We start from the raw sequence: 12,958 nt of genomic DNA on the forward strand, positions 1-12,958 counted from the left end.
ACGGCGGAGACCGCCGTCACCGTGCGGGGCGCAGGGGCGTCACCGTCGCGGGTGCCGCGCGCGGGCGCCCCGGGGCGTGGGCCCACCGGCGGCGGGGCCGCCCGGGCGAGTGCCGCGGCCGGGGGCCCGGCGCGGGTGCTCAGACGCGGCGTATGACGATGTCGCCGCGGCTGGTGACGGCGTGTATCTCCACGGCCTTGCCGGGCTCCTCCGGGGCGTCCGACGCACCCAGGGAGTTGCGTATGTGGCCGACCTTGGTGTGGATGTCGAGCCAGGCGGCCGTCCCGCTCTTGACTCCTATCTCCAACTGCCCCGTCGCGGCCCGGAGTTCGACGCGGCCGCGGGAGACCTCACCGAGCCGGACGTCACCGGTCACGGAGCGCGCCGCGACGGCGCCGTGGACACGGCCGATGCTGATGTCGCCGCGGTTCACGGTCACCCGCAGCGGGCCCGTGACCTCTTCGATGTCCGAGTCCCCGCTGGAGTTCCTGAGGGTGAGCGGGCCGTCGATGCGGCCGACGGAGATGTCACCGGAGGCGACGCGGATGTCGGCCTCGCCGATGGCGCTGCCGATCCTGACGTCGCCGTATCCGGTGTTGAGCTGGAGGCGCCCGGCGCGCTCCAGATGGATCTTGCCGACCTCCGTCTTGAACGCGCACTCCCCCAGCTCGCCCTCGACGTACAGGTCGGCCACGATGGCGTCGCCCGTCACGTCGGAGCCCGCGGGCAGCTCGACGGTCACGTCGACGGAGCCGCCGGAGCCGAAGAGGCTGCGCCTCTTGGGCGCCCTGATCAGGAGCCGCCCATGGGCGAACTCGACCCGGGTCTGCTCGGCGGCGCTGCGGTCCGCCTGGCTGAAGCCGCTGCTCGGGCTCACCTCGACGACGGTGCGGGTGCCCGCGCCCGCGGTGAAGCGCAGGACCCCGGCGTTGAGCTGCAACGAGACCGAGATCGGCTCGGGGGTGTCGAAGGCTGGCATGGCTGCCCCGTCCTCATGGGTTCTGCCGGGCGTCCCCGGTGGGACGGCGAGGGGAGGCGGTGTGCCGACAGGCGGCACGCGCTCCGCGACGCCATGATGGCATCACTGTGGCGCCACTGCAAGCCGAGACTGGCGCGCGCCGACGCCTGACAGGCGCCAGTGGGTGTGAGAGGGCCGTTCCGGATCGCCGGAAGGCCGCCCGCCGATGACGAGCGGCCCTGGAGTCGGCTCGCGCCCGGGTCAGCGCGTGGCGTCGCGCCGCGCGCGCTCAAGGACGCCGGGCAGGGCGCGCAGGAACGCGGTCACCTCGTCCTCGCCCACGATCAGCGGCGGGGCCAGCCGGATCGTGCCGGCCCCGACGGCGTTCACCAGGAGGCCCGCGTCCTGGGCCGCCTGCTGCACCTGGGCGGCGAGCGGCTCGGTCAGCACGATGCCGAGCAGCAGCCCGGCCCCGCGGACCCGGTCCACCAGCGGGTCGCCGAGCGCCTCGATGCCCTGGCGCAGCGCCTCGCCCTGGCGCTTGACGTGGTCGAGGAGGCCGTCGCCGTGGATCGTGTCGAGGACGGCGAGCGCGGCGGCGCACGCGACGGGGTTGCCGCCGAACGTGGTGCCGTGCGCGCCGGGCGACAGCAGGTCCGCGGCCGGGCCGAAGGCGAGCGTCGCACCGATCGGCAGCCCCCCGCCGAGCCCCTTGGCGAGCGTGAGGACGTCCGGCTCGATGCCCTGCGCCTGGTACTCGAACCAGTGCCCGGTGCGGCCGATGCCGGTCTGCACCTCGTCGAGGACGAGCAGCGCCCCGGCGGCGCGGGTGATCTCGCGGGCCGCCGCGAGATAGCCGGGCGGCGGCACGACGACGCCGTTCTCGCCCTGGATCGGCTCGATGACGACGAGCGCGGTGTCGGCGTCGACGGCGGCGCGCAGCGCCTCGGCGTCGCCGAAGGGCACATGGGTGACCTCGCCGGGCAGCGGCTCGAAGGCGGTGCGCTTGGCGGGCTGCCCGGTCAGCGCGAGCGCGCCCATGGTGCGGCCGTGGAAGCCGCCCTCGGTGGCGACCATCCGGCGGCGGCCGGTGAGCCTGCCGATCTTGAAGGCCGCCTCGTTGGCCTCGGCGCCGGAGTTCGAGAAGAACACCCGGCCGGTGCGCCCGGTGAGGCGCAACAGCCGCTCGGCGAGCCGCACCGGCGGCTCGGCGATGAACAGGTTCGACACATGGCCGAGCCGGGCGATCTGCTCACTGACGGCACGGACCACGGCCGGGTGCGCGGTGCCCAGCGAGTTCACGGCGATGCCGCCGAGGAAGTCCAGGTACTTCTTGCCGTCCGCGTCCCAGAACGCGGCGCCCTCGCCGCGCACCAACGGCACCCGCGGCGTGCCGTAGTTGTCCATCAACGACGCCTGCCAGCGCTCGGTGAGCGCCGCCGACTGCCCGCCCGTGCCGGTCCCGGCCGCGCGTCCGGCGTCGCTTATGTCCTCGCTCATCGCGTCCCCTCTTCCACGGCCGCGCCCGTCGCGGCCCTCGTGCGCCGGCGCCCGTCGCCCCGGGTCGCGGGGGCGGGTCGCCGTCGTCCATCGGACCCGATCATCGCAAGCCCTCCTCGATGTCCGGCATCACGAGGGTGCCGATCTCCTCACGCGTGAACATCTCCAGGAGCACCGAGTGCTGGACGCGGCCGTCGATCACGCGCGCGCTGCCCACGCCGTTGCGGACCGCGTGCAGGCACCCGGCCATCTTCGGCACCATGCCGTCGTGCAGATCGGGCAGGACCTTCTCCAGCTCGCTCGCGCTGAGCCTGCTGATGACCTCGTCGCTGTCCGGCCAGTCCCGGTACAGGCCCTCGACGTCGGTGAGGAACACCAGCGTGTGCGCGTTGAGGGCGGCGGCGACCCCGGCGGCGGCGGTGTCGGCGTTCACGTTGTAGACGTACTCGTCGTCGACGCTGCGGGCGATGGGCGAGATCACCGGGATGCGGCCGTCGTCGAGGAGCGCCTCGACCGCGCCGGGGTTCACCCCGACGATCTCGCCGACCCGGCCGATGTCGACGCGCTCGCCGTCCTCGTTCTTCGGCCGGTGCTTGGTCGCCGTGATGGTGTCGGCGTCCTCGCCGGTCAGGCCGACGGCGAGCGGTCCGTGCTGGTTGATGAGCCCGACGAGCTCGCGCTGCACCTGTCCGGCGAGGACCATGCGGACGACGTCCATGGCCTCCGGCGAGGTGACCCGCAGGCCCTCCTTGAACTCGCTCGGGATGTCGTGCAGGCGCAGCGCGGCGCTGATCTGGGGGCCGCCGCCGTGGACGACGACGGGCTTGAGCCCGGCGTGCCGCAGGAAGACGACGTCATGGGCGAAGGCGGCCTTCAGCTCGTCGTCGATCATGGCGTTGCCGCCGAACTTGATGACGCAGATCTTGCCTTGGTGGCGGTTCAGCCAGGGCAGCGCGTCCATCACGGACTGCGCCTTCACCAGTGCGGGGTGCGAGTGGGTGGCGCTCCTCATGACGAGTACGCGCTGTTCTCGTGGACGTACTCGGCCGTCAGGTCGTTCGCCCACAGGGTGGCCCCCTCGGTGCCGGCCGCGAGGTCCGCGGTGATGACGACCTCGCGGCCGCTCATGTCCACGCCGTCGCGGTCGGCGCCGATCGAACCGTCCTTGCAGACCCACACGCCGTTGATGGCGACGTTCAGCCGGTCGGGCTCGAAGGCGGCGCCGGTGGTGCCGATGGCCGACAGGACGCGGCCCCAGTTGGGGTCCTCGCCGTGGATGGCGCACTTGAGGAGGTTGTTGCGGGCGATGGAGCGCCCGGCCTCCACCGCGTCGTCCTCGGTGGCCGCGTTGACCACGTCGATGCGGATGTCCTTGCTGGCGCCCTCGGCATCGCCGATGAGCTGCCGGGCCAGGTCCTCGCAGACCGTGCGGACCGCCTCGGCGAACGGGGCGTAGCCGGGGGTCTTCCCGGAGGCGCCCGACGCGAGCAGCAGCACGGTGTCGTTGGTGGACATGCAGCCGTCGGAGTCGACCCGGTCGAAGGTGAGCCGGGTCGCCTCGCGCAGCGCCCGGTCCAGGGTCCTGCGCTCCAGGTCGGCGTCCGTGGTGAGGACGACCAGCATGGTCGCGAGGCCGGGGGCGAGCATGCCCGCGCCCTTGGCCATGCCGCCGACGGTCCAGCCCTCGCCCTGGAAGACGGCCGTCTTGTGCACGCTGTCGGTCGTCTTGATGGCGATGGCGGCCTGCTCGCCGCCGTCCTGCGAGAGGGCGGCCGCCGCGGTGTCGACGCCCGGCAGGAGCCGGTCCATCGGAAGCCGGGTGCCGATGAGCCCGGTGGACGCCACCGCGACCTCTCCGGCGCGGTGCCCTTCGAGGACCTCGGCGACCCGCTCGGCCGTGGCCCGCGTGTCCTGGAATCCGGGTGCGCCCGTGCAGGCGTTGGCCCCGCCGGAATTGAGGACGACGGCGCTCACGGTGCCGCCCCTGATGACCTGTTCGCTCCACACCACGGGGGCGGCCTTCACCCGGTTCGCGGTGAAGACACCGGCTGCGGCCCGGCGTGGGCCGTTGTTCACGACGAGGGCCAGATCAGGATTTCCATTGCTTTTGATTCCGGCCGCGACGCCTGCGGCCGAAAAACCTCGTGGTGCCGTGACGCTCATGGCTCTGCTTCTCCTCAAGCGGAAGTTCCCGGCTTCCCGGGAAGGCCGAGGGGGGCCATTGGCAAGGGCGTCGGCCACGGCCCTGACTTTGCCTGGCCGACGCCGCCCCATTCCTCGATTCTGACGACTCCGACGGCTCGGCGTCGAAACTCAACAACGTGCTGCCGGTTCCTTTGCGTTGCCCGCCTCCCGACTGGTCGCACAGCTCGCCGATGGGCTTCGGGGAAGTGCGCGGAGCGTCGGGCGGGACCGACCGGCAGCTCGCAACAAACTACCCGCGATTCCGGCGCGCGGCACCGGTGCGTTGTCCTGTCCACAGGACGTGCGGCGGGCGGCGGGCACCATAGCGGCGGCGGTCCCGCCGGTCTCCGCAGTGGTGGGGCCGGGGGCGGTCCGGATTCGCACCTGACTTTTCACCCCGGCGTCGATACGGATTTCCCGTCGGCGCAGTATCGTCCCGGGACGGTCCCCGGCAATTCCCCGGAGACGGGCGGATCTGGACGCCGGGGCCGCATCGAACGACAATGGCGGAGCCGGTACCCGGCCCGCGGACGGCTTGGCCGCGGCGGCGGGCCCCCGGCCCGCCGGGGGGTTTCTCCTTCGCCGGTGCACCGCGGCAGACGGATTCCGCGGCGCCCGAGGACCTGTCCGGCCGGTGACCAGACCTTTCGAATTGGAGTGACTATGAGCAGCAACCCGTTCGACGACGCGGACGGCCGGTTCTACATCCTGGTGAACGACGAGGAGCAGCACTCGCTGTGGCCGTCCTTCGCCGAGGTGCCCGCCGGCTGGCGGGTCACGTTCGGTGAGGCGAGCCGCCAGGAGTGCCTGGACTACGTGGAGCAGAACTGGACCGACCTGCGTCCCAAGAGCCTCCGCGACGCCATGGCGGCGGACAAGGCTGCGTGACGCGCTCCGCGCACCCCTGAGGGCCCCGACGCCGGGAACGGTGCCGGGGCCCTCTCGTCTGTCCCGACCGGGTCCGCACCGGACGAGACACCGTCCGGACCGGTTCACACGGGGCCTAGGCACCGTCCTGAGCGGGTCCGCACCGGACCGAAGCACCGTCCTGACTGGTGCCGGGCACCAGGCCCCACCCCCCGATGTCCCCCGCACCCGTACCCGTACGGGTGCGGCCCGTCAGCCGGAGGGCTGACGGGCCGCGGTGCGGAGCGGGTGCGCGGAGGTCCGGCGGTCGCCTAGGCCTCGCTGCCGGCCCGGGCCGGCTCGGCGCGGCGCTCGACGATGGAGTCGGCGATCTCACCGCTGCGGATGGCGATGTTCGAAAGGAGCGACGAGGTCAGGCCGTGCGTGTGCTCGGTGCCGCCCTGGAGGTAGATGCCGCAGGACAGACCGGGCTCGGTGACCACGCGGTAGTCGCGCTCCACCTGGTGGCGGCCCTGTGCGTCGCGGCGGCAGAAGCGGTCGAGGTCGCCGAGCAGATCCGTGGCGTCCATGCCGTCGTAGCCGGTGGCGAAGACGAGCGCGTCGACGTCGATCTCCTGCTGGGCCTCGCCGCCCAGCAGCGAGTGCAGCACGACACGGGTGTCGCCGCCGGAGCGCTTCACTTCCTTGACCCGGGTCAGGTTCAGGAAGTGCAGGCGCTTCTCGCCCGCGACCTCTTCCTCGTAGGAGCGCCGGAACAGCTCACGGATCACGTCGTCGTCGACGACGGAGTAGTTCGTGTTCTTGTGGTAGCGCCAGAACGCGTCGCGCGTCGTCTCGCTGCCGAAGTAGTAGTGGTCGACCGCGTCCGGGTCGAACACCTGGTTGGCGAAGGGCGTGTCGTCGGCCACGGAGTAGCCGTACGACGGGAGGATCGCCGACACCTGCGCGTGCGGCAGCATGTCGTGCAGGTACTTGGTGATCTCGGCGGCGCTCTGCCCGGCGCCGACCACCGCCACGTTCCGCAGCTCCTGCGGGTCCATCCGGCCGTACTTCGCCAGGAACTCCGAGCTGTGCCAGACGCGTTCGTCGCGCTCCATGCCCTCGGGCATGCGCGGCACGAGGCCCGTCGAGACGGCGACGTTGTGGGCCCGCACGACGCGGGCCGCACCGCTCACGGTGTCCCGGACCGTGATTTCGAGATACTGCTCCGGGCCCGTCCCCGCGTCCTCGGGAAGCCGGATGTCGGTCACTTCCGAGTTGTAGGTGACGCGGTCGCTGAAGTTCGACTCGGCCCATTCCAGGTACTGGTGGAACTCCTGGCGGGTCGGGAAGAAGTCCTGGTTGTTCACGAACTGCACGAGACGGTCCGAAGCGTGCAGGTACGACACGAAGCTGTACCGCGACACGGGATTGCGGAAGGTGGCCAGGTCCTTCAGGAACGAAATCTGCATCGTCGCCTGGGGAAGCAGCATGTTGCGGTGCCAGCCGAAGGCCGCCTGGCGCTCGAAGAAAGCGGCCTTGACCGGCCGGCCCGACGCGTTGTTCTGGTGTTCCTCCAGGGCGATGGCCAGGGACAGGTTGGACGGGCCGAACCCGATGCCAACGATGTCGTATATCTCGTGTTCACGAGTACCCATAGATAATCTCCCGCTGGTGTAGCTTCGACAGGGACTTCCGCGTAATCGCTGAGGTTTCAGTGCTGCGGTTGCCCGAGAGGACCTCGGCCGGAAATGCTGTCAACTGTCGTTTCTGAAGTGCGGCTGATGGTCTCGAACATCTCGACCGGTGGTCCGGAAGAACACGCATTGAGTATTGCGCTGGAGAACACCGCCACGCCAACTTAGAGGGGCCGGGCGGACCTTTCAAGAGGCCTCGGCAGCCGCGGCTGGCCAGGCACCGCTGTCCCGTCGACAGGACAGCCGAGCCGCTCGTCCCCAATTCGGGTCGTGCCACGCGAAGCGTGGGTAACGTCGGCGACTTGGCGCGCCGCGCCGTGAGTGATTTCAACGAAAGGGTGAGCTCCGGATGTTTGTTCCGAGCCAGTACCGCCAACCGGACAGTTCATGGATGGTCGACCTGATCCACGGCAATCCCCTGGCGCTGTTCGTGAGCAACGGCACCGCGGAAGCGGGTCCGTTTGCCACGCATCTGCCGGTAATCCGGGATCCGGAGTGGAACGGGGAATGGTCCGAGGACCTCTCGGGCGGTCGCCTGCTGGGCCATATGAACCGGGCGAACCCGCACTGGAAGGCGCTCGAGTCGGGCACCGTGAACCTGCTGACGTTCACCGGACCGCACGGCTATGTTTCCCCGACGGTCTACGACGTGACGCCGGCCGCGCCGACATGGAACTTCACCTCCGTCCATGTGCACGGCGTCGTCGAGAAGATCGAGGGCATTGAGAACACCCTGGACGTCGTGAAGGCGACGGTGCAGGCCTATGAAGGCGCCTTCGGCGACGGTTGGGACATGTCCGAATCGTTGGAGTACTTCCGGAAGATCGTGCCCGCCGTGGGCGCCTTCCAATTCCGGGTGACCAGCGCCGAGGGCATGTTCAAGCTCAGCCAGGAACAGCCGGACGAGGTGCAGGAGCGGGTGCGCCGTTCGTTCGGCGGGCGCGAGTGCACCCGGCACCAGGCGACGGCGAGCCTCATGAGCAAGCTGCCCTGAGGTCCGCACCCCCGATACGGCCGACGGTACGGGCACCGCCCGCCACACTCACGGGCCCCACGGGCCCGTACCGTCGGCACCCACGGACGTGCGCGTGACGCGGGACGTACACCCGAAAACGTGCACGTGGGCCGTGCACGCGAGAGGTGCGCGGCCGTTGTCGGCGCGGTCGGCCGTGGCACCACGGCCGACCGCTCTGACAGCGTCGGCACACACGCGTAGGACCCGCCCCCTTCCGGGTGCGGGCCCTGCGCGTGTGGTGCGTCGGATCAGGCGCTGATGCCCGCCTTCTCCTGCTCCTCTTCCTCCTCCAGGGCGCGCTCGGCGGCGTTGTCGAGCGTCGCGAGCACCCACTGTTCGAAGTCGATGCCCGACTGCTCGGCGGCCTTGTGCCACCACTGGAGCCGACTGCCCGGCACCGCGAGGCGCCGCATCGTCTCAGGGGTCGGCGTGCCGTCGCGCACCTCGTCCTCGCGCGCCATGCGGATCGCGCTGCGCAGCTGCTTGGTGGTCCACTGCAGCTGCTCCGCGCGGTCGAGCCACAGCTCCTGCTCGTCGACCGGCAGGGACGCCAGTTCGGCGTGGTGCTGGAAACTCAGCGCCGCGCGCCGGCGGCTGAAGTCGAAACGCCGCGACACCCACGCGTAGTTGCGCAGCGTCTGGTACTGCAGGCCCGCCGCGCGAATTCCACGCTGATAGCGGTCGGTGTAGTGGTCCTTGCCGTATACCAGCCAGTCCCCCAGCCACCAGGAAGAGGAGTTCACAATTCCGGAGAGCTGGCGTCCGGCCCGCTCCCAGTCCTCGAAGGTCAGCCCGGCGGGCATTTGGAGGCCCACCTTCGTCGTCAGTACCTGGCCACGACGCTCGTCCACTCGGCGCTGCCGCGGGACGGAATTCGCGTTTCTACGGAACAGCACAACCTTCGAGCCCTCGAGGTCGCTGACCTGGTTCGTCATCATGCCTCCATGTGAATGAACTTCGAACGAACGCGGGCATAACGGACCGCGTTCGATCGGGAAAAAGCCATGCGGGCTTGGCAGCCGTGTCCAAGATCCCCTCGGGATCGGTCGCCGTCGCTTCACGCGAGGCACAGGCATGCCAATCGATCACAGCCGATCGGCCGGATGAAAGCTCGTTCGAGCCGCTCTCCGCATCAGGTCGTCATCGTTCCGTCGACTGACGGATGGACCTGTCGGAGTGGCCACGCGCGCATCCCGCCGTCAGGCAGCCTCTAGCCGAGGCGGCCTCCGGCGCTGAGCACGGGCAGGTCCGGCCGTTCGGCGCACCCTTCAAGGCTGCGCGGAAGGCATTCAGTCGGCATGTGTGTGGATACGTACATCAACTACTCGCCCCGTTCAACTACTCGCCCCGTTCGCCTGGACCACTCCGTTCCATCCCGTCGGTCCCGACGTGTCCCCCGTCGGTCCCGACGCCCCGGATTCGCAGTGGTCTCTTCCAAAGGCCTACCCGAGTAGAACCCGGCACCTGTTGGAGATTCAAGGAAGAGGCCGTCGCTCGTCGCGACTTTTCGAAGTTCGAACAAGCTAGCCCAACTTCGCTATCCCTGTCATGGGTGGCGTGGATCTCTCCGCGGCACCCAGGGGAACCGTATTGGCGATTGTCTTCCGCCAGTCAAGGCAAGAATTGAGCCAAATCCGCGACGGGCAAACAGTTGCATACGAGAAGGGGGCACACGGGAGGACGGGGCGAGTCCTCAAGTTTGCTGGCACCGCCATGGCAAACAGTGCTGACCCTCACCACGCGGACGCCTTAGCGGATTCTCGGGCTCGTCAGGGAACACTAGCATTATCCATACGGATTCTTAACGCCCTTAACGCGACCCCTGGAGCCACTGCGCCACCAGCCCTCCCCGAGAGGAACTACGGGAAGGCTCATGCGGAGTTCGCACCCTCCGATGACCTGGGAGGTGAAAAGGGGGGAAGCGGTGCGCGGCGGAGACGCCGAGGCGGTCGCCCGATGTCGGAATCATGAATTCCGCAGTGCGGGCGAGGGTGGCCCGGCCCGATGGAATCGGTAAGCGACATTCCGCCCGGCTCGTGACCGGGGCGGCCGTCGACCGCGCGACACCGCGGCGGAGGGCTCGGGTGCGGGCGGTCCGCCGACGTGCCGAGTGCCCCGAAGGGGCGTCTACGCCCCAATTTGCAGCCGTGGTTGTCACATCTGTCACGCCCGCAGCAAGATGGTGCGCGGCGCTCTCGGATCCTAGACTCAACGCTCGGCAGCCGCCGCTCAGGGATGTCCGGGAGGGATTGCAGCATGGTTGTGCCCTGCGCATTGCCAATATCGACTCCGGTCAGCGAGGTACCCGACCCCCATCTCGCCTCACCTTTCAGCGACTTCACCGACCAGGTCTTCCAGAACCTGCGCCGCGCGGACCAGCGCCGCTGGGCCGGCGCCTATCTGGCGGGGCTGCTCATCACTCCCGGCAAGAAGTCGGTGCGCCGCCTCGCCGGAGCCGTCTCGGCCTCCCCCACCGCGGTGCAGTCCCTGCGCCAGTTCGTGAGCCTCAGCCCCTGGGACTGGGAGCCGGTGATGCACGAGCTGACCCGCTGGGCCGAGGGCCACGGACCCGCTCCCACCTGGGCGATCGGCCGTGCGGTGCTGCCCAAGCGCGGCGACCGCTCCGTGGGCGTGCACCGCTACTTCGACCCGGCCACCGGCCGCACCCTCAACTGCCAGCTCGGCCTCGGCGCGTTCCTCTGCATCGGGGCCCTCCAGGTCCCGGTCGAATGGCGACTGCTGCTGCCCGCACCCTGGACCGAGGACCCACAGTTGCGCCGTCGCGCGCGGATCCCCGACGAGGTGAGCCACCGCCCGCTGTGGGCACAGGCCCTGGACCTGGTCGACACCCTGGAGGCCAGGACGGAGCCGACGACCGCGCCGGTCGTCGCCGACATGAGCGACGACCCCGACGTCGCGCTCTTCCTGCGCGGCCTCAGCCTGCGCGCCCGTGACTTCGTCGTCGCCGTCCCCCCGCACCTGAAGGTCCTGCCGGTCGGCGAGCGCACCCCCAGCGGTCCGGAGCCGGTCAGCGCGCGGACCCATGTCGCGCAGGGCAACACCGAGACCGTCCTGGTGACCGCCCCGGACGGCCGCCAGCAGGAGCTGATGGTCCAGTCGATCCTGGTGCGGATGCCGGGCGCGCGAGCCGGGGCCACTCCGGAGTACCCCTACAGGCTCTTCACCGAAGTGCTCCCCGAGGGCGGCCAAGGCGTCATGTGGCTCACCAGTCTCACGCACCGCCGTCTCGACAACGTTGCCTCACTGGCCACCCGTCGCCACGGCACCACCGCGGCCGTCGCGGGCATGGAGCGGCATTTCGGCCTCCTCGACTTCGAGGGCCGTTCGTTCCCCGGCTGGTACCACCACATGACCTTGGTTTCAGCCGCGTACACGTATCAGCGGCTGACACATCGGCCCGCCCCGCGGCACCTTTCGTGCTGTCCGACGCCCCTGCCGCAGAACGGCCGGGAACGGTTGCACCTGGCGGAGCGCTAGCCCTTCCGGCGGCCCGCCCGCCGCCTTCCCGTTTCCGTTCGTTAAGTGGAATTTCCCGGTGGCCACGTTGACAGCGTTGCCCCTCTGCCCCCGTGTTCCGCAACGCAATTGAAGCCCCGCGCTAGGGCATATGCGCGCACGCCGAACACCAAACTCGGCACAAAGAAGCGGCATACATCGCGCCTCAATGGATATGCCTCGGTGCGAGGCCTGGCCGAAATGCGAGCATGGCGTCGGCGGTTCACGGGGAAGCCACTCCGCGATGCCGCGGGACCGCCCGGCCAATTTCCCAACGGGGGCGCCGCGCGGTCGAGTTCACAGGAACGGCGTGCATAATCAGTGCACCGGCCCGCGCCGGAAGGGTGCGGCCCTGGAAACCGCCGGGGGAGGTCGGTCTCCAGGGCCGCTGGATCGGTCCGCTGCGCGGCAGCACAGCGGGCCGAAGCTCTAAGGACGCGGCCCGTGCCGGGGTCGAGCCCGGCACGATGCCGCTCGGCCGCGCGTCACCGGGTCAGTTCACCCAGCCCGTGTAGCGCTGAGCGCCCGCCGGAGCGCCGTGCGGGACGCGCTGGTCGGCCCGACGGCCGCGGTCGTCGTACTCCAGCGTCGCGGACACCGCCCGGACCAGCCAGGCGTTGACCGACAGCTGTTCCCGGCCCGCGGCCTCCTCGATCCTGGCCTTGAGGTGCTCCGGCGGCCGGAAGTTGATGCGTGAGGTCGCCCCCTCGTCCCCGTTCGCCGTCGATGGCGCCAGTGACACCAAGGATGGCACCACGCCCGCGTGCCCGCGGTCGTGGTCCCGGTCGTCCTCCCCACCGAAGAAACGGTCCTGCGGGGGGAGCTTGACCACGAAGGTCGGATCGAGGCCGCGCAGGCGGATCTCGACCGACCCCGGCGCCATGTCCCGGGTGATCTCGTCCACGGCGGTCGACAAGGCATCGAGAAGCGTGAGCCGTACGGCGGAACCCAGCGGCGCGACCAGCCGTCCCGCGAGGTCGCGCGTCTCCTCGTCGCCCGCCTCGACCGCTGCGGCGAGCTCCTGCCGCAAATGGTCGACGTACCGCGTGAGTTCCATGGCGCCATCGTCGCACCATTGTGGCACCACGCGCAAGCTTTCGATTCATTGCACCGGGGAGGCGGCCGCTGCCCGGGGTGTCACCGGTGGCCCGCCCCCGGCCGTGTGCAGGGCACACGCATGCGTCGGCCGTTGGCTGGTTGTCGCTCCTGGGCCTAGCGTGGAAGGGAGCGCGGACCCCGGGC

10 protein-coding genes are annotated in these 12,958 nt (G+C 70.3%); 3 read left to right on the forward strand and 7 right to left on the reverse strand.

The features are described from left to right. Positions 1–139 precede the first annotated feature (139 nt). The 4 genes from AC5WAM_RS07910 to argJ form a co-directional block, all read right to left on the reverse strand. Positions 140–979 carry a DUF4097 family beta strand repeat-containing protein gene (locus AC5WAM_RS07910; RefSeq protein ID WP_366793249.1) on the reverse strand — a complete coding sequence of 280 codons (840 nt, stop codon included), beginning with the start codon at positions 977–979 and terminating at the stop codon, positions 140–142. 240 nt (positions 980–1,219) lie between these two features. After that, on the reverse strand, positions 1,220–2,458 hold the full coding sequence (locus tag AC5WAM_RS07915; RefSeq protein ID WP_366793248.1) for an acetylornithine transaminase: 1,239 nt from the start codon (positions 2,456–2,458) through the stop codon (positions 1,220–1,222). A 100-nt stretch (positions 2,459–2,558) separates the two neighbouring features. Then, a complete protein-coding gene (gene argB / locus AC5WAM_RS07920; RefSeq protein ID WP_366793247.1) occupies positions 2,559–3,470 on the reverse strand; it encodes an acetylglutamate kinase in 912 nt (303 codons plus the stop codon). Beyond that, a complete protein-coding gene (argJ, locus tag AC5WAM_RS07925) occupies positions 3,467–4,621 on the reverse strand; it encodes a bifunctional glutamate N-acetyltransferase/amino-acid acetyltransferase ArgJ (protein ID WP_366793246.1) in 1,155 nt (384 codons plus the stop codon). Before argJ ends, argB begins: the two co-directional genes overlap by 4 nt. Before the next feature lie 684 nt (positions 4,622–5,305). Here argJ and AC5WAM_RS07930 point away from each other — a divergent pair. Then, positions 5,306–5,530, forward strand: coding sequence for an MbtH family protein (locus tag AC5WAM_RS07930; RefSeq protein ID WP_138962850.1), 225 nt, complete (start codon positions 5,306–5,308; stop codon positions 5,528–5,530). Between the two features lie 290 nt (positions 5,531–5,820). Here the strand turns inward: AC5WAM_RS07930 and AC5WAM_RS07935 are convergent, their stop codons facing one another. Beyond that, entirely contained in the window at positions 5,821–7,146 is a 1,326-nt protein-coding gene (locus AC5WAM_RS07935) for a lysine N(6)-hydroxylase/L-ornithine N(5)-oxygenase family protein (RefSeq protein ID WP_495522109.1), read from the reverse strand. A gap of 388 nt (positions 7,147–7,534) precedes the next feature. Here AC5WAM_RS07935 and AC5WAM_RS07940 point away from each other — a divergent pair, with 388 nt between their 5' ends. After that, on the forward strand, positions 7,535–8,179 hold the full coding sequence (locus AC5WAM_RS07940) for an FMN-binding negative transcriptional regulator (RefSeq protein ID WP_138962846.1): 645 nt from the start codon (positions 7,535–7,537) through the stop codon (positions 8,177–8,179). A gap of 269 nt (positions 8,180–8,448) precedes the next feature. Here AC5WAM_RS07940 and AC5WAM_RS07945 read toward each other — a convergent pair whose 3' ends face one another. Then, positions 8,449–9,003, reverse strand: coding sequence for an LmbU family transcriptional regulator (locus AC5WAM_RS07945; RefSeq protein WP_051856505.1), 555 nt, complete (start codon positions 9,001–9,003; stop codon positions 8,449–8,451). Positions 9,004–10,456: 1,453 nt separating this feature from the next. Between AC5WAM_RS07945 and AC5WAM_RS07950 the strand changes: the two genes are divergently transcribed. Continuing rightward, a complete protein-coding gene (locus tag AC5WAM_RS07950) occupies positions 10,457–11,698 on the forward strand; it encodes an IS701 family transposase (RefSeq protein ID WP_495522110.1) in 1,242 nt (413 codons plus the stop codon). Positions 11,699–12,209: 511 nt separating this feature from the next. Here the strand turns inward: AC5WAM_RS07950 and AC5WAM_RS07955 are convergent. After that, positions 12,210–12,773, reverse strand: coding sequence for a hypothetical protein (locus tag AC5WAM_RS07955; RefSeq protein ID WP_495522111.1), 564 nt, complete (start codon positions 12,771–12,773; stop codon positions 12,210–12,212). Positions 12,774–12,958: the final 185 nt, after the last annotated feature.

This window comes from Streptomyces sp. JLYT201 (assembly GCF_059448825.1).